Raw genomic sequence first — 16,307 nt, 5'->3', positions numbered from 1 at the left:
ATTCTTTCTGTTCACGCTTACATTTTTTCATTACTCTACCATTTGTAAATTTTCTGAAATCATCAAAGGTGCTCCCGTATTCGTGATGACATTTTCCAAGGTGAACGGGTACATTACCTCTGTCAAAAGCAAGCCTCTTTGCGTGATCTCGATTACCGCCCGCTCCGTGATAATAAGATCGACGCAGCCCTTCGCCGTGAGCGGCAATGTGCACTCCCTGCGAATTTTAGGCTCTCCTGCCTGATTCACATGGCTCATGAGCACAATCACTTTCTTAGCGTAATAGGCCAGCTCCGCTCCTCCACCAATGCCATGAACACGTGAGCCCGGAACAATCCAGTTTGCCAAATCTCCTCGGCGATTCACCTGCAAAGCCCCGATAAACGCGGCATCCAGCTTCCTTCTTCGGATCATGCCATACGCGATGGTACTGTCGAAATACGATGCCCCCGGAACAACGGTAACAGGTGCTCCACCAGCGTTGGAAATATGCTGGTCCTCTTCTCCCTTTAACGGCGTAGGTCCGACACCCAAGATTCCATTCACCGAGTGAAACATGACTTGCCATTCATGCGGGATAAAATCAGCGACGAGCTCAGGTATCCCGATCCCCAAGTTCACAGCCATTCCGGGAGCGACCTCTTTGGCCGCGCGCCACGCAACCATATTTCGCTGATCCATTTCCAACCCCATTAGCTGTTCCCTCCACCACGAACCACGATATAATCCACAAAAATGCCAGGCGTCACGATTTTATCCGGGTCTAGCTCTCCTGCCGGAACAATCTCCTCAACCTCAACGATCGTGATATCTGCGGCCATCGCTACTAGCGGATTCAGATTTCTTGCCGCCTTGTCATAAATAAGATTTCCGTAAGTATCTGCCTGTTTCGCATAGACGATCCCTACTTCCGCAGTCAGGGCGGCTTCAATCTGACAAGTTCTTCCGGCAAAAGCAAACGGCTCTGCTCCTTCCATTCGCTCTCCTCTCACATGCGCATCCACAACGATTCCCGGAATGCCAACACCTCCTGCCCGAATCTTTTCTGCGAAAATTCCTTGTGGACAAAATGTCACTTCCAGCATCCCGTCCATCATTTGTTGACCTGCCTCGGGATTGGAGCCAATATGTGTGGTTATTAGCCGCCTCACCCGTCCATGACTGATCAGCTTTCCGATTCCGATTTCCGGATACCCCGCATCAATTCCAATGAGTGTCAAGCTTTGCACGCCTTTGTGCAAGATCGCATCAATCATGTGTGCCGGGGAGCCTATCGTGCCGAATCCGCCATACATCAGCCGGGTGCCATCCTGAACATGCTCCACTGCCTGTTCGTGCGTCACCAGTTTTGATAACATCGCATGCATTTCCTTATCTCTTATTCTTGGATAAATCGCTTACGTCCCACTATGTAATAGCAACTCTTGTGCCAAGCCTCAAAACGGCAAGAAAACGCGATCAAGCTAAAAGCCATTCTGATTGCTGAGTCGAAATAGACTCACTTTTGAAGCGAAAAGGTAGGAAAAGTCTAACTTTTCGCTCGAATCGATTTCGACTCAACTAATTTTAAATTCGACTCACTATACACGATCAATATCATCTTGTACAATCAGTTGAAAAACCGGGGAGCTACTCAACATGGAAAAAGCTGCGGAGATACTAGCACTGTCTTCTGTTGATCGTTTAATTGACATCCTGAACACACTGGCAGATGGCATATTCATCGCTGATGCACAGGGAACTACTTTATGGTTAAACAACGCGAGTGAAAACCTGTGTGGTCTACCAAAAGCCGAACTCATCGGGCAAAACGTATCCGACCTCGAAGAAATGGGGATTTTCAGCCCTTCTGTCACCCGCTTGGTTTTGGAAACGGGAAAACCGACCACAACCATTCAGCTCGTCAATAATAAGGGGAAATTCCTAGTAACTGGACACATCATCCCGGATGAGGAGGGGAGACCAGAGCTGATCGTTTCCCACTCACGCGATATCACTGAGGCAGCCCGTGCCAGTTCACAGCTGGAAGAGACAGTCGCTTTGCTTAAGCGGTACAGCGAAGAGATTCAGCACATGAAGTGGGAAGCAAGCCAGAGCTCCTCCCAAACCTTGATAGGAAACAGCCGATCCTACCTCGCTCTGCTGGAATTAATGAAAAAAGCAGCCCCTGTCGACACGACCGTGTTTATTACAGGAGAAACAGGTGTAGGAAAAAGCTATCTTGCGGAGCAAATCCATCAGTTGAGTGAGCGAAGCAGCGGGCCGTTTGTCCACGTCAACTGTAGCGCTATTCCCGAAACCTTGATCGAATCAGAGCTGTTCGGCTACCACAAAGGGGCCTTTACGGGGGCGAGTCACTCGGGGAAAATCGGATTAGTGAAAATGGCGGACAAAGGGACGCTTTTCTTGGATGAAATCAGTGAGCTTCCTTACCACTTGCAATCGAAATTATTGCTGCTTTTGCAAAACAAAACATTTATGCCGATTGGTGGTACGAAAACATACACGGCTGACATCCGCATCATAACAGCAACCAATGCCAACCTTCAGGAACTTGTGCGATTGGGCAAATTCAGACACGATCTGTACTATCGTCTTAATATTTTGCCAATCAATGTTCCGCCATTACGGGAGAGAAAGGACGATATTTTCCCGTTACTCCATCACAACCTACAGCGATTCAATAGCAAGCATAACCAGAAACGGCGTTTTTCCCCGGAAGTGCTGGATGTCTTGCATCAATACGAGTGGCCTGGAAATGTGCGGGAGCTGGAAAATTTGGTAGAGCGGATCGTTATTACGTCCAAGCTGGATGAAATCCAAGTCAGTGATTTGCCGGAAGAACTGCGGAGTATTCGTGAGCTGGAGGAAGGGATTCTTTCACTCGGTTCTCTTTCTCTTACAGAGCGGATGGAGAAAATTGAGGTGGAATTTATTCTGCAAGCATTGCGTACACACAAAACGACTCGCAAAACAGCAGCGGGCCTCGGTATAACCCAGTCCCTACTTATGCGGCGGATTAGAAAGTATGGGATTCAACTGGATTCTGAGGATGAGTGAGACAACATAGTGCAGGAGAAGAAAAAGCGCAGTTCTCTTCGGCTCTGACACGCCCGCAAGGGGGATTGACTGTCCGTCTCCACTTCAAAAAGGGGACCGTCGAGCCAAAGCCACCCTACGGGCGGACGTATCTCAGGGAAGAAGTGTTCGACAACCGGGTCCCCTTTTTGAAGTTCCGACTGGGTAGGCGTTGTCAAGGTCTGCGAGTCCTGCGCTTTTTCTTCTCACCAGCTTTGTTGGTTCATCGGTTCCTTTTAAACGAAAGATCCTCGTAAGTATAAACTGAGAGATAATCTTCGCAACGTACAATGCTATAGTTGATCGTCCCTTCAAAATGTAAATGCTACTTATCCGATAACTTGACTACAGCAAACCTTTGGCGTGGCGTTAGTGCTTATACACTCTTATTGATAAAAAAGGAGCGCTATCTCGCAGCGCTCCTTTTCTATCTTGGATTACTCCTCAATCTTCTTTGCTTTTTTACCAAACCACGTATTTGCAACCAGTTCGACTACTTGCTTCGGCAAAGATTGTGGTGCTTGTATTTCTGTTCCAGCCTTGTCCACTGTGCGGTACAGCAAAGCTTTGTCATCTGCTGGGTCAGACATGGTTTGCAGTGTCCATTCACCGATTTGTCCGGCGGTTGTCCACTCCTCGATCATCAGCTGATATTCCCCTGGAGCCAGCTCGATGTAATCCTCGTCTGTCACATCCACAATCGCATATCCATCATGCTCGATTTCAGCATCGTATGTATTTCCGTTCGCCGTTTCGTACAGAGCGAGCTCCTCTGGGTTATTCAAGTTTTCTGTCAGATGAGTAAAATCCGCAATCGTCACCTTAATACGCTTTTTCATTGGTACCCCTCCCGTGTTGAACACATCATTTCACACTCTACCATAACATGGTCAGCCCTGCCAATTGTCTATGAGCAGACGAACATGTTTGATTTCTTCACCATGGCCCCCTTCTGAGCCTCTCGCCGTTTCCAAAACGATGGGAAGTCCTTGCAATTCGGGTGTTTGCAAAAAAGTGGCAATGGCTGCATCACCGATCATCCCTTTTCCGATAGAGGCATGCCGGTCTCGAAAGGAACCACTCGGATAAACAGAATCGTTTAGATGAACGGCCCGCAAGCTCGTAAAATATTCAAGCTCTCGCATCCGATCGGCTACTTCTCCCCAATCATTCCCTTTCCACAATCCGCTGGCAAATGCATGACACGTATCCAAACAAAATCCAACTTTCTGTGGCTCAGCAAACAATTGTCGAACCTGCGTAAGCTCTTCGAGTGTCGTGCCCATGCGGTTGCCTTGTCCGGCATTGTTTTCGATTAACAGCTGGGCTTTCCCATTCCAGCCATCCAGTATTTGATTGACCATCTGGATCATGAATTTGTAACCGGCAAGGACATCAGCGCCTTTATACTGGCCAAAGTGAACGACCACGCCCAACGCTCCACAAGCTTCGGCAATTTCAAGGTCATTTCGCACGGAGCCCACTGTGACGGCGAATAGTTCCTGCTCCTCGACGCAAAGATTCACCGGGTATGGCGTATGAGCAATCGACAGCATGCCGTTTTGCTGACAAAAAGCACGACAACGCTCTGCATCCCGAGCATCGAATGGCTTGATGCCTAAGCTACGCGGGTTTTTCGGAAAAAATTGAAAGGATGACGCGCCTTCATTGTATGCCGTTCTCGCCGCCTCCCCGTACCCATGACGAATACTGACATGACAACCGACTTGCAAAATAATCCCTCCTCTTACTCGCTTCTTCTCATTTTTCCCTCTGTCCTTTTTCTCAATCGAGCACTTGCACTTCCCTTTCAGATCGAATAAACTAAAACTAAACCGAACGTTCAGTCTAGATTAAGGAGCATTTCAATCATGTCAAAGCGCCGTCTCGATGGGGAGAAAACCAAACAACATATCGTAGAGAAAGCCACCGAGTTATTTTCTCAGAAAGGCTATTCAGCCACTTCCATTGAGGACATTTGCCAAGCAACTGGAGCGAGTAAGGGCAGCCTCTATTACCACTTCAAAAACAAGGAGCAGTTGTTCCTGCATTTGCTTGAAAAGCAGTACAACGAATGGGTAGATCTATGGCAGGAAAAAGAAAAAGAATTCGAGACTTCCATCGATAAACTGTACGGCTTAGCTACTTTTTTCTTGGAGGACTTTTTGTCCCACCCTCTAAAAAAAGCAGGCGAAGAGTTCTCCGGCAGCCAGCTCGCCGATCCAGCCATTTTGGAACAAGTGCTGGAAATGCTCAGCTCCTCGTATACCCTCTATACCTCAATCTTCCAAGAAGGAATCAATCGAGGCGATTTTGCCCCATGCGATCCTGAAGAAATGGCGATGATACTAGAAGGGCTTATGAACGGAATCATTAATGTAGGTTATCAGATGGATGATGAGCGTCTTCATGCTCTGCTGAAGAGGAGCATTGACGTTTTGCTGCATGGCATTGTTGCCAAGTAGCATTTTTTTCAACTTTAATTAGACCGGACGTTCGGTATAACCTTTCGGGAGTGATATGACCTATGAAAGGTCTTTGGGGAAACAAAGTTTTTCTTACCGTCTTTATCACGGATACATTAGAAAATATCGGTATATGGATCCGTAACATGGCCTTGCTCTACTATGTAATGGAAACGAGCGGCAACAATCCGACCGCGGTATCGCTTTTGACCGCTATCGAACTCGCGCCGATCTTGGTTTTTTCGATTATTGGCGGAGCATTGGCTGATCGCTGGAATCCAAAACGAACGATGATAGCCGGGAACCTGTTAAGCGCCCTCTCTGTTTTGGTCATCGTGTATTTGCTCTGGCAAGGGATGTGGATCGCTGTATTCTTTGCGACATTTATCTCAGCTGTCGTGTCGCAGTTCTCCCAGCCTTCTTCTGCCAAGATGTTGAAGCGTCATATTCCTGATGAGCAAATGGCAGCAGCTGTATCTATTTCACAAAGTACGGGTTCTATTTTTCTACTGGTTGGCCCGATTGTCGGTACCTTCTTCTTTGAACATTGGGGCATCTACCCTTCCCTGTTGACGATGGCTGGCCTCTTCCTCGTCGCGGCATTGATTCTCTTGACGCTCCCTACCTCATCTGCCACTGCAACAGAGGAAGACGGAACTCTCCTTTCTGAGATTAAAGCAGGTTTTGCCTATGTAAAAAAGCGACCAGCCTTGCTGGGGATTGCCATTACCTTTTCGTGTCTGGGGCTATCCTCGGGTTTTATTAATTCGCTTGAAGTATTCGTCGTCACGGATCGTCTTTTACTCTCCAAAGAAGCCATCCAATGGTTTACCGCGTTAGACGGATTGGGTATGTTGTTGGGCGGTATTTTGGCTTCTGTTTATCTGGAGCGCATGAATAGTCGCTGGGTTATTACAAGTGGATTGATATTCTTCGCTCTCTCCGTCGCCGTAGAAGTTCTCTCTGTTTGGGTATACGTAACCGCAGCAATGCGCTTTTTCACCGGAATTGGGATGGCATTTTTACAGATTGCGATCAGTATGTTCATGATCAAGCTCGTGGATGAGGCGTATATCGGACGGGTGAGTGGAACGATTTCCCCCCTCATGGTCGGACTCATGATGGTCGGCTCCTTTGTTGCAGGTCCGCTCATGCAGATGACCTCGTTGATTACCGTATTTTTGATCGCATCTGTCATCCTTCTGATCGCTGCATGGGGATGTACGCGAATCAAGTGGGATTCGGCAGAGGTTACACCAGATGGGGCGAATCAACCTTTCGAACAAAAACAAGCGCAAACGCTATCGTAAGAGGCTGCGCCCAAGCAAAAAAGCTGTCCACGAATCGGACAGCTTTTTCTAGCGAAATGCTATGTTTTCACAATGAGGAGTGGTGTTTTCGTACGATGAATCGTCTTAAATGTAACACTTCCAAGCAATGTCCCTGCAACCGCACCTTGGCCATGATGACCGAGCACAACCAGTCCAGCGTCGATTTCTTCAGCGGTCTGGCGAATCACAGTAGCTGGATCTCCAACTACGACCATGCTTTCAAAAGGAATCGATGCAGCTTCAAGCATCTCCTCGCAAGGTTTTAACGATTCACGTCCCCAACCTTCGAGTGTATTCATGTTATCCCAGCCTACGCCATATACACCTGCGTATGTGACTGGCGGTATGACAACGGACAGAAGTGTATAGGATACATTCGGGAGGTGCTGACCCATCTCGATGGCTTTCTTCGCAGCTTCCATCGAATGATCGGAACCATCTACTGCAATGAGCACTTTATTCCAAGGGAAGCGTTTCTCATCTGTCTCCTCTGCAATGAGGAAGACCGGAACTTTGACATCGTGGAGTGTCGGATAGCTGACACTCTGCAACAGGAAGCCTGTGATTCGGCCGTAGCCATGTGTTCCCATTACGATGGCAGCATAGTCATTCGCAGCGTGCTTCGCAATGACTTCATGCGGCTCTCCGAACTCAATTTCCAATTCATACGTGATACCTGCTTCTTCTATGATCGACAGGAATTTTTTCAGATCATCTCTTGCCTCATCCAATTGATAATCTTCAACGACTTCTCGTCCCAACCTTCTGACAACATTGCGTGAAGGGAACGGCGAGATGGCATGAAGCAATGTGATATCATGCTTATTTTTGGCGTAGGCCAGCGCGAAGCGGACCGCCTGAATGGACTGCGCTGAGAAATCAACAGGAACTAGAATACGGGACATAATGACACGTCCTTCCTCTTTTTTCATCTGGCAAATGTGTTGGTGTAGCTCTTTGTATCCATCTGCCTTGAGTTCATTGTAGCCCCGTGGGCCCTACGTGTATGTAGGGGTATTCCCTGATCTTGATAGGGATATTCCCTGATAGGGAGTCCTATTCTTTCTATGGCCTAGTCCATGACAGCTGAGATAAAGATAGTAGGCTTTTCACTCAAATCAATGTCCGTAATCTCATGATCATCGACGATCCGCCGATTCGCCTGTTGGTCTCTTCGGATAACCCGAACGACTGGGCGCGAAGGCAAGCCTCTATTTTGGTCAATGATCACACCGATCTCTCCTGTCGACAGCTTCAACGAGGTTCCTGTCGGATACATGGCAATCGAGCGCAAAAAGTGAATGACCATTTTATGATCAAAGCGTTTCTCCGCGAGCCCCATGACTTTTTCGCAAGCCTCATACGCAGGCAACGTCTCCTCTTCCGCTGAAAAAGGCGAGATGAGATTATCATAGTAGTTACAAATCGCCACAATCTTGGCGAAATCATGAATCTCATCGCCAGTCAATCCTCGTGGCTGCCCACTTCCATCCACCCATTCATGATGCTGTAAAGGAACGTGTGCGGACACAATGCTCATCTCATGTTTTTTTCGCAACAGATCAAAGCCTAGCCAGGTATGATGATTGGTTTTGCTGTTCTTTTTGTAAGCGGGTGCTTCCTTGTCGACTGACAGCTTTCCAATGTCATGCAAGAGGGCTCCGATGGCGAGCTCTTTTAATTGAGCCGTATTATAACCTAATCCTACTCCCATTACTGTCGCCATCATGCACACATTCAAGGAATGAATGTACATCGCGTTGTCGGTCGTGCGAATTTCTCCAAGATTCAAGAGCACGCGACGATTTTTCAAGGTCTCGTCGATGATACTTCCCACTGATTTTTGAATGCCTCGGACATCAAAATTTTTGCCAGTCTGCACACACGAAATCGCTTGAGATAGATTGCGGATTGCGTCCTTCCGAGTGGTCTCCGTGACGACCTCCTGCTCTTTCACTTCATCGAGCAGAGGGTCTTTGATGCTTAACATCGTGACGCCAAACCGACGCAATTTATTTATCATTCCGACAGTCAGCTGGACACCTGCATGCAAGAGCGTCAAGCCTTCGCTTGTATAAATGCTTCGAGCCAAAACGTCTCCTGGCTCTACTAGGTCTACATTCACATATTTCATGGGGTCTTTCCTCCTGATTCCATCCTCCCCTGATGCTTCTTCCCTATCTTTGCTTTGGAAAAACCTGTTTCACATGATTTTGCCGAAAAAACATCCGCGGGATCGATGTCTCCTCAGTTTTCACCTGTTCCCGCCAAGACCAAGCCATGTACAAAGCCCAGAAAATTGAGTACGAGCATCCTGATAGCCTTGTCTGTAATAATGCTCCAGCTTCTCCTCTTGACGTTCAAATCCTCGTAGAAAGGTACCCTCTGGAGGTGCGATAACAAACGCTTTGCCTTCCTTCTGCATCTCTTTGATCTGCTCTATTGCCTCGTAATAGATGCGAAAATGACGAATGAATGCTTGACACAAGCGCGTACCTCTGGAAAAAAGACGCTCGACACGCGAAAGCTTGCGCATCCACTCACTAGGCGGACAAGAAGACGTAAGCACAATAATATGCTTTTGATTGCCATCAAGCATGGACTTCATGAGAGGTACCGGATGCACGATGCCTCCATCCCATAACTTACGTCCGTTGAAGGCAACTTTTGGGGATAGAAACGGGAGACTGCATGAAGCCCGAATCACATGAAAAATATCCTCACAGTCGTCTTTCGTAAAGTAAACAGCTTCCCCTGTCGCGCAATCCGTCGTGACGACGACAAACTGTTCCTTCGCTTCGCGAAACCGATCAAAGGCGAACGGCTCCAGCTTGTTAGGCATCTCACTGAAAATAAAATCCATGCCAAACAGCGAGCGTTTCTTGATCAAATTTTTATAGTGAAAGTATCGGGGATCGCGAATGTATTTCGTATGATAAATCTTGCCCAATCCGTGCTGTCTCGCCAAGTATGCCGCCCCATTGCACGCACCTGCTGATACGGCAATCACGTACGGGATGTATAGCTCCTGCTCCATGAAGTAATCCAAAACGCCAGCAGTATAAATCCCACGGCTACCTCCTCCCTGCAAAACGAGCCCGACCTTTTCCATATCTATCACCCATTTTGATGTCGTTTTATCCGTAGTATGAATGATTGCCCAATGAAACATGCAAGACCGGATCGTGCCAATCAAAAAACGACCCTCAAAAAGGGTCGCCACTCTATCGTCTTTTTTCATCATGCTGTGCTCATCACGGATTAATCGTTACGTTTTCCCAGATGGAACTCGGATTCCCGTCAACGCCTGAAACAGTACGCGCTCATACTTCCTCTCAGCATCCGGATCAGGCCGATCCAGTAGTGTTCCGAGCACCGCCCCTAGAAAGCCGAGTGGTATCGAGACCAATCCGGGATTCGTCAGTGGAAATAAAGGCTCCGCACGAATAAGTCCAGCTACGGGATGCATAACAGTCGGTCCTAGAATGACAAGGACTACGGATGCCGTTAACCCTGTCAGGACGCCACAAATCGCTCCTCTCACGGTAAACCGCTTCCAATATAACGTAAACAATAGCAGTGGTAAATTGGATGATGCTGCTACTGCAAACGTCAGCGCAACGAGAATCGCCACGTTCATTTTTTCTGCACCGATCGCTAGCGAAATGGAGATCAAGCCCACCGCAACTGACGAAAGCTTTGCCATGGTGACCTGTTCTTTTTCCGATGCCATCCCTCGCCTGATCAGATGACTGTAGACATCATGCGCGAACGCTGAAGACGCGGAGAGCACGAGTCCTGTCACGACAGCCAATATCGTCGCAAAGGCAACCGCAGCGATATATGCCATCAAAAACTCTCCACCGAGAGCATTCGCCAAGAGCGTGACAGTCAGATTCCCCCCGAAGCCCACATTTTTCAATGCCTCGTAGCCTACAAACGTGCTCGCTCCGAAGCCGAGGAAGATCGTCATCAAATAAAAGGCACCGATGACCCAAGTAGCGGTGTAAATCGAATTGCGAGTCGTCTTTGCGTCTTTGACTGTGAACAACCGGGAGATAATATGGGGGAGTCCGGCGGTACCGAGAATCAAAGCCAAATGCAGGGAGATCGTTTCCAGCGGATTATGAAGTTGATTACCTGGCTGTAAGAACTGTTCCTGAAGAGGTGTAATCGTACTCACATGGGAAAACATTTCGGATAAGCTCCAATCAAAACGGGCAAATACGATCAGACTTAGGATCAATGTCCCTGTCAGGAGCAAGATCGCTTTAATAATCTGAACCCACGAGGTCGCCACCATCCCGCCGAACACCACGTAAAATGTCATCAGGCTCCCGACGATCAGGACCGCCGTATCGTAACGGATTCCTAATAAATAATGAATGAGAGCACCAGCCCCAACTAATTGCGCCAACATGTAAAAAATCGTAATTAATAGAGTCGTACAGGCAACAACGCCACGCAGCCAAAGACTGTCAAACCTGACGGCAATCGCGTCTGCCAGCGTATAGCGTCCCAAATTATGCAACGGCTCCGCAACTAAAAACAAAATAATCAGATAAGAGACAAAAAAGCCTATCGCATACACGAACCCGTCAAAGCCGTACATCGCAATCGTTCCCGCAATCCCCAAAAACGAGGCAGCACTCATATAATCGCCCGCAATGGCAATGCCATTTTGTAACCCGTTCAAGCGATTTCCTGCTGCATAGAAGTCCCTCGTCGTTCCTGTCTGTTTGGCAGCCGAATAAGTGATAGCCATCGTTCCAATAATGACGGCAAGGAAAAAGATGATCGTCGTCACGGACAATACCTCTCCCTTCTTGCAAAAATGAAAAAAGACCAGGGGTTAACCCCAGCCTTCTCTTCGTGGCATGAGCTTCCTATGTTTACTGTTTCTACGCTGAATCTTTCATTCCTGTATTCGCTTTCACCAAAATTTCATCGTACTTCTTATCATCACGGGAGCTAGACAACAAGGTTCCGATCCATGCTGCCAAAAACCCTAACGGGATCGAGACAATACCCGGATTCGGCAATGGGAACAGCGCTTCGCCGACCAAAATGGCTTTTCCAGCCACAGGATTCCAAACGTTCGGACTCAAGGCAACCAGAATGAGAGCGCTGAACAGTCCGACGAGCATCCCGCTAATTGCTCCTGCCGTATTGAATCTTTTCCAGAAGATCGTGAACAAAATCACTGGTAGATTTGCACTCGCCGCTACTGCGAAAGCCAGAGCAACAAGGAAAGCCACGTTCAGATTTTGTGCAAACAAGGCGAGCAGGATAGAGACAATCGAGACTCCGACAGACGCCCATTTGGCCATCTTCATTTGTTCCTTTTCTGTTGCTTTTCCTTGGCGTAATACGTGTCCGTAAAAGTCGTGCGCAAAGGCAGAAGCCGCAGTCAGCACCAGCCCAGCCACTACTGCGAGAATGGTAGCGAAGGCAACCGCAGATACGAAGGCGAACAAAAAGTTACCGCCGAGTGCTTGCGCTAGCAATGGAGCGCCCATGTTACCAGCTGGGTCCATATTGCCCGCTCCGACAAACGCTGCCGCACCGAAGCCGAGGAAGATCGTCATGACATAGAAGACACCAATGATCCACGTTGCGTACACAACCGATTTGCGAGCTGTCGTGGCATCTTTTACTGTGAAGAAACGAATCAAAATATGCGGCAATCCAGCCGTTCCGAGCACAAGCGCGAGATTCAATGATATCGTATCGAGCCCCACTTTAAACTTGTTGCCAGGATTGAGGAATTGCTCTCCCAATGGTGTCGCCAGCTTCATTTGCTCGAACATTTTCAAAAGATTAAAATCGAATTTGGCGAAAACCATCATAGAGATAATGAATGTCCCAATCATTAACAAAACGGCTTTGACGATCTGCACCCATGAGGTTGCCGTCATCCCGCCGAAGACGACGTAGATGGTCATCAATGCCCCTACGATCAATACGGAGGTCGTGTAATCTAGACCCAACAGTAGCTTGATCAAGGCGCCTGCTCCGACTAATTGCGCGATCATATAAAAAATCGAGATGGCAATCGAATTGAGAGCAGCGACACCACGAACCTTTTTATTGTCAAAACGCGCGGCTATCATATCAGCCATCGTGTATTTTCCTAAATTACGCAAAGGCTCTGCTACCAAGTAGAGCACTACGAGATACGCGACAAGAAAACCGATACTGTAGAAGAAACCATCAAACCCGCTCAACGCAATCATCCCGGCAATTCCAAGAAAGGAAGCAGCGGACATGTAATCTCCCGCAATCGCAAGGCCGTTTTGCCAACCTGTTAAGCCTCCTCCAGCGGTGTAAAACTCACTAGTCGTATTCGTCTTTTTCGACGCGTAAAAGGTGATGACAAGCGTCAAAAGAACAATGACGAGAAAGAGTAAAAATGCAGTAACGTTCATTAGCCCCTCCCACCTGCCTCTCGTTTGATTTTCTCTACGAGTTGATCAAACTGCTCTGCCCGCTTGGTGTACAGGATACAGAGACCCCATGTCATGACGAACTGAGCAAAGGCAAATACCCACGCCCACGAAATGGCCCCAAATGCTGGTTGATTCAGTACGGTGAAGTAGGAGGTTAATATCGGAAGGGTAAAGTAAAATACAAAGAAAAAAATAGAAGATGGCAAAATAAACGCTTTTTTTCTTCTCAAAAGCTCTTTGAACGTGGCTGACTGAATCACTGCGGCATAATCAACAGCATCCTTCTTCTGATCCTCGGCTTTTTTTGCCGAAGCGGATTTGCCCATAGGAACCTCCCCTTTATCAACCGAAATGTAAGCGCTTCCTACATTGTAGAGAATCCTTTTTTATCCGTGTATTTTTCTGCGTAAGATGTCGGGGAGAGTGTGTCAGTGGCAGATTTTCAACCATGATCTGCAAACCATGGATCACCTGGCTTACTCCTCGAGACGTTTGAGCAAATCCTTGGCGGAGGTCCGGGATACGGGAATACGCGGTCTTCCTTCTCCCTTCAAAATCAGGTTGTAGGCACCGTTGAACCATGGTTCGAGCTCGCTTACGAATTGAAGATTGACCAGATAGCTTTTGTGGGTACGGAAAAAGTCGTATGCAAAAAGCTTCTCAGCCAGCTGTGTCAGGGTCATCCGCGTCGAATAGGTAGCCGTTTGGGTGACGATTTGCACATATCGCTCCTCCCGCACCGCATAGACAATCGTCGTTGGATCAATGACCACTAATCGGCTGTTGTCTTCTACCAACAGCTTCGTTCGTTTTGTCTGGACAGGCTCTACTTTTGGCTTGACTAGACGCTCTCGGATTCGTTGCATCGTTTCCACCAGCCGTTTGGGCTCCGTAGGCTTCAACAAATAATCGACGGCGTACAGCTTAAACGCATCGATGGCAAATTCCTCATACGCGGTACAAAAAACGATGAGGGGGTGCTGCTTACGCGAAGCCAGCATTCTCGCTGCCTGCGCTCCTTCCAGCTCAGGCATTTTCATATCGAGGAAGACGACATCCGGTTCGTGCACATCGACCATTTCCAACAGCTCTCGTCCATTGGTGGCATAGGGCAGCAGCTCTACGTCTCCTTCTTGAAGCAGTAAATAGCTCAGTTCTTCGCGTGCTAGTCGCTCGTCTTCTGCAATCATGACGCGTATTGGCATCAGGTACTCACCTCTTTTGTAATCGGAATCGTAAAGGTAATCATACTACCGCCTTCTTGTTTATTGGCAAAATGAAGTTGGGCCTCTTGTCCGCACAAGCTGATCAGGCGTTGGTTGACATTATGAATGCCAATTCCATTGCCCTCCTTACTCTCCATTGGCACCTTTCCGAGAACTGGCAGTAAGTTGTCGGGAAAACCTTGGCCATTATCTTCGATTTGAAAAGCAACGTGCACATCCTGCCGTTTCACATGGAGAATGATCTCACCGCCGTTCGTGATGTCGCGAACACCATGCTGAATACAATTTTCAAATAACGGCTGCAACGTGCCAGGGGGGATAAGGGCTTCCTCTACCCCCGCCTCAATGATGGTGCGAACGGCGAATTGCTCGGAAAATCTTATCTTGATAATTTCCAAATAAGCATGCAGGTGATCCAACTCCTGTCTCACGGTGACAAGCGGACTTGCTGTGAGCTTCAGGTTAAAACGCATGAACACGCCAAGCTGAATGGTCATATGCCGGGCTAGCTGCGGATCAATTCGTATCAAGGTCACAATTGAATTCAGCGTGTTAAACAAAAAGTGTGGTTGAATCTGTGCCTGCAGCATTCGCAACTCAGCATCCTTCATCAAGCCTTTCATTTGCTCCGTGAGAGATAGGGTCAATTGATTGGAGATCAGGTTGCCAAGCCCTTTTGCTAATGCCTCCTGAACTTTTCCTATTTGTTGCGGCCTCCGATAATAGAGTTTGATCAGACCAACGACGCTGTCCCCCTCTTTAATCGGCACGAGAATCGCTGCATGCAGGCTACAATTTTTACGCTTGCACCCGACGGTCTCTCGCGTCAATCCCTTGTCGATTCCACCGCTAAACAGAGCCCGCTTATCGAGTTCACTATGGAGCGCTTCTCCCGGATGATGATGATCAGCCCCCACTCCAACGTGCGCAAGAAGCCGTTCCCGATTTGTTACTGCAACGGCGGCTGCTTTCGTTTCTTTTTGTAAGACAAGGGCTGCTGACTGAGCTGTCTGCGGTGTAAGCCCCCTTTTCAAGTGTGGCAAAATTCTTTCCGCTATCGTAAAGGAACGCTCCGCTTCAATGGCAGCGGAACGCTCTGCCTCTTGCAAGGCAACCCGTATCATCGTCGTAAAAATCGCAATCGAAACACTGTTTGTCAGTACCATCGGAATCCCGATCACGTTGACCATGGTTCGCGCCAGCTCAGGTGGAGCGGCCATGATCAATAAAAGCGACATCTGAATAATGGGCGCGAACATGCCGATAAACATGGCTTTGGACGGAGAAATAACCCGCTCCTGCGAGAAAAAACGCGCTACGTATCCTGCCAGTAATCCCGTGATCGGGATCGACAAGCCCATCGGTGCTGCGGCGAATCCTCCCAATTGAAAGACATGAAGCCCAGCAATGACACCTGCCCCCAGGCCAACGAGAGGTCCCCCTAGCAAACCTCCGATGACGACCCCTACCAACGTAGAAGTGGCGATTATTTCGTCATGCGATAAACGAAAAATCCAAAATGCAGGGTGATAGCTCTCCCCTTGCACGACCACTCCTGCATATGTACCCGCAATCCCAAACAACCCGAACATGACGGAAAATGCGATTGACGTCCCTACGTGCAATTCGCGGTCTAAAAGCTGGCGAAACAATGATGTCCTTGTCAAAATAAATGCCAGCGTCAAAAGAATGCCCATCCTCTCAATGAGCAATAACGTAAGATTGTCCACCGCAGCCTCCCTTAGTTTAAATCTTCTA

Annotated in this window: 15 protein-coding genes; 3 read left to right on the top strand and 12 right to left on the bottom strand. The window is 48.2% G+C overall.

Annotated elements, in window-relative coordinates:
• Nucleotides 1-30 precede the first annotated feature (30 nt).
• Together BBR47_RS11270 and BBR47_RS11265 are read right to left on the bottom strand one after the other, a co-directional pair.
• The gene (locus BBR47_RS11270) at nt 31-693 is read right to left on the bottom strand and encodes a 3-oxoacid CoA-transferase subunit B (protein WP_012685895.1); all 663 of its coding nucleotides are present in this window, start codon (nt 691-693) and stop codon (nt 31-33) included.
• Nucleotides 693-1,358, bottom strand: a complete 666-nt coding sequence (locus BBR47_RS11265; protein WP_081437295.1) for a CoA transferase subunit A — start codon at nt 1,356-1,358, stop codon at nt 693-695. The genes BBR47_RS11270 and BBR47_RS11265 overlap by 1 nt, the downstream gene beginning before the upstream one ends.
• 280 nt (nt 1,359-1,638) lie before the next feature.
• Here BBR47_RS11265 and BBR47_RS11260 point away from each other — a divergent pair, with 280 nt between their 5' ends.
• Nucleotides 1,639-3,060 (top strand): sigma-54 interaction domain-containing protein, encoded by a 1,422-nt coding sequence (locus BBR47_RS11260; protein ID WP_012685893.1) that lies wholly within the window; start codon nt 1,639-1,641, stop codon nt 3,058-3,060.
• A 455-nt stretch (nt 3,061-3,515) separates the two neighbouring features.
• On the opposite strand, the gene BBR47_RS11255 is transcribed toward BBR47_RS11260, so the two are convergent.
• Both BBR47_RS11255 and BBR47_RS11250 read right to left on the bottom strand, forming a co-directional pair.
• Complete coding sequence (locus tag BBR47_RS11255) at nt 3,516-3,917, bottom strand: hypothetical protein (RefSeq protein WP_012685892.1); 402 nt, start codon at nt 3,915-3,917, stop codon at nt 3,516-3,518.
• 51 nt (nt 3,918-3,968) lie between these two features.
• Nucleotides 3,969-4,811, bottom strand: a complete 843-nt coding sequence (locus BBR47_RS11250) for a deoxyribonuclease IV (RefSeq protein ID WP_012685891.1) — start codon at nt 4,809-4,811, stop codon at nt 3,969-3,971.
• Between the two features lie 138 nt (nt 4,812-4,949).
• On the opposite strand from BBR47_RS11250, the gene BBR47_RS11245 reads away from it, so the two are divergent.
• Both BBR47_RS11245 and BBR47_RS11240 read left to right on the top strand, forming a co-directional pair.
• Nucleotides 4,950-5,543 carry a TetR/AcrR family transcriptional regulator gene (locus BBR47_RS11245; RefSeq protein WP_012685890.1) on the top strand — a complete coding sequence of 198 codons (594 nt, stop codon included), beginning with the start codon at nt 4,950-4,952 and terminating at the stop codon, nt 5,541-5,543.
• A gap of 62 nt (nt 5,544-5,605) precedes the next feature.
• Nucleotides 5,606-6,853, top strand: a complete 1,248-nt coding sequence (locus tag BBR47_RS11240; RefSeq protein ID WP_012685889.1) for an MFS transporter — start codon at nt 5,606-5,608, stop codon at nt 6,851-6,853.
• Nucleotides 6,854-6,912: 59 nt separating this feature from the next.
• On the opposite strand, the gene BBR47_RS11235 is transcribed toward BBR47_RS11240, so the two are convergent.
• The 8 genes from BBR47_RS11235 to BBR47_RS11200 form a co-directional block, all read right to left on the bottom strand.
• Nucleotides 6,913-7,779 carry a universal stress protein gene (locus tag BBR47_RS11235; RefSeq protein WP_012685888.1) on the bottom strand — a complete coding sequence of 289 codons (867 nt, stop codon included), beginning with the start codon at nt 7,777-7,779 and terminating at the stop codon, nt 6,913-6,915.
• 167 nt (nt 7,780-7,946) lie between these two features.
• A complete protein-coding gene (locus BBR47_RS11230) occupies nt 7,947-9,008 on the bottom strand; it encodes an HD-GYP domain-containing protein (protein WP_012685887.1) in 1,062 nt (353 codons plus the stop codon).
• 120 nt (nt 9,009-9,128) lie between these two features.
• The gene (locus BBR47_RS11225) at nt 9,129-10,118 is read right to left on the bottom strand and encodes a patatin-like phospholipase family protein (RefSeq protein WP_231850584.1); all 990 of its coding nucleotides are present in this window, start codon (nt 10,116-10,118) and stop codon (nt 9,129-9,131) included.
• A gap of 24 nt (nt 10,119-10,142) precedes the next feature.
• Nucleotides 10,143-11,687, bottom strand: coding sequence for a solute symporter family protein (locus tag BBR47_RS11220; protein ID WP_419761084.1), 1,545 nt, complete (start codon nt 11,685-11,687; stop codon nt 10,143-10,145).
• A gap of 88 nt (nt 11,688-11,775) precedes the next feature.
• Nucleotides 11,776-13,302, bottom strand: a complete 1,527-nt coding sequence (locus BBR47_RS11215) for a solute symporter family protein (protein WP_012685884.1) — start codon at nt 13,300-13,302, stop codon at nt 11,776-11,778.
• Nucleotides 13,302-13,649, bottom strand: a complete 348-nt coding sequence (locus BBR47_RS11210) for a DUF485 domain-containing protein (protein WP_012685883.1) — start codon at nt 13,647-13,649, stop codon at nt 13,302-13,304. Before BBR47_RS11210 ends, BBR47_RS11215 begins: the two co-directional genes overlap by 1 nt.
• 150 nt (nt 13,650-13,799) lie before the next feature.
• Entirely contained in the window at nt 13,800-14,528 is a 729-nt protein-coding gene (locus tag BBR47_RS11205; RefSeq protein ID WP_012685882.1) for a LytR/AlgR family response regulator transcription factor, read from the bottom strand.
• A complete protein-coding gene (locus BBR47_RS11200) occupies nt 14,528-16,279 on the bottom strand; it encodes a LytS/YhcK type 5TM receptor domain-containing protein (protein ID WP_012685881.1) in 1,752 nt (583 codons plus the stop codon). The genes BBR47_RS11205 and BBR47_RS11200 overlap by 1 nt, the downstream gene beginning before the upstream one ends.
• Nucleotides 16,280-16,307: the final 28 nt, after the last annotated feature.

This window comes from Brevibacillus brevis NBRC 100599, assembly GCF_000010165.1.
In the GTDB taxonomy this organism is placed as follows: domain Bacteria; phylum Bacillota; class Bacilli; order Brevibacillales; family Brevibacillaceae; genus Brevibacillus; species Brevibacillus brevis_D.
Note: the sequence above shows the minus strand (reverse complement) of the source record. Positions and strands in the feature narration are given on the sequence as shown.

What these genes read in the sequence shown, in the direction of transcription:
- BBR47_RS11265 (WP_081437295.1), bottom strand. Translation starts at nt 1,358, where the DNA reads ATGTTATCAAAACTGGTGACGCACGAACAGGCAGTGGAGCATGTTCAG.
- BBR47_RS11215 (WP_012685884.1), bottom strand. Translation starts at nt 13,302, where the DNA reads ATGAACGTTACTGCATTTTTACTCTTTCTCGTCATTGTTCTTTTGACG.
- BBR47_RS11245 (WP_012685890.1), top strand. Translation starts at nt 4,950, where the DNA reads ATGTCAAAGCGCCGTCTCGATGGGGAGAAAACCAAACAACATATCGTA.
- BBR47_RS11240 (WP_012685889.1), top strand. Translation starts at nt 5,606, where the DNA reads ATGAAAGGTCTTTGGGGAAACAAAGTTTTTCTTACCGTCTTTATCACG.
- BBR47_RS11210 (WP_012685883.1), bottom strand. Translation starts at nt 13,649, where the DNA reads ATGGGCAAATCCGCTTCGGCAAAAAAAGCCGAGGATCAGAAGAAGGAT.
- BBR47_RS11235 (WP_012685888.1), bottom strand. Translation starts at nt 7,779, where the DNA reads ATGTCCCGTATTCTAGTTCCTGTTGATTTCTCAGCGCAGTCCATTCAG.
- BBR47_RS11260 (WP_012685893.1), top strand. Translation starts at nt 1,639, where the DNA reads ATGGAAAAAGCTGCGGAGATACTAGCACTGTCTTCTGTTGATCGTTTA.
- BBR47_RS11205 (WP_012685882.1), bottom strand. Translation starts at nt 14,528, where the DNA reads ATGCCAATACGCGTCATGATTGCAGAAGACGAGCGACTAGCACGCGAA.
- BBR47_RS11225 (WP_231850584.1), bottom strand. Translation starts at nt 10,118, where the DNA reads ATGATGAAAAAAGACGATAGAGTGGCGACCCTTTTTGAGGGTCGTTTT.
- BBR47_RS11230 (WP_012685887.1), bottom strand. Translation starts at nt 9,008, where the DNA reads ATGAAATATGTGAATGTAGACCTAGTAGAGCCAGGAGACGTTTTGGCT.
- BBR47_RS11255 (WP_012685892.1), bottom strand. Translation starts at nt 3,917, where the DNA reads ATGAAAAAGCGTATTAAGGTGACGATTGCGGATTTTACTCATCTGACA.
- BBR47_RS11270 (WP_012685895.1), bottom strand. Translation starts at nt 693, where the DNA reads ATGGGGTTGGAAATGGATCAGCGAAATATGGTTGCGTGGCGCGCGGCC.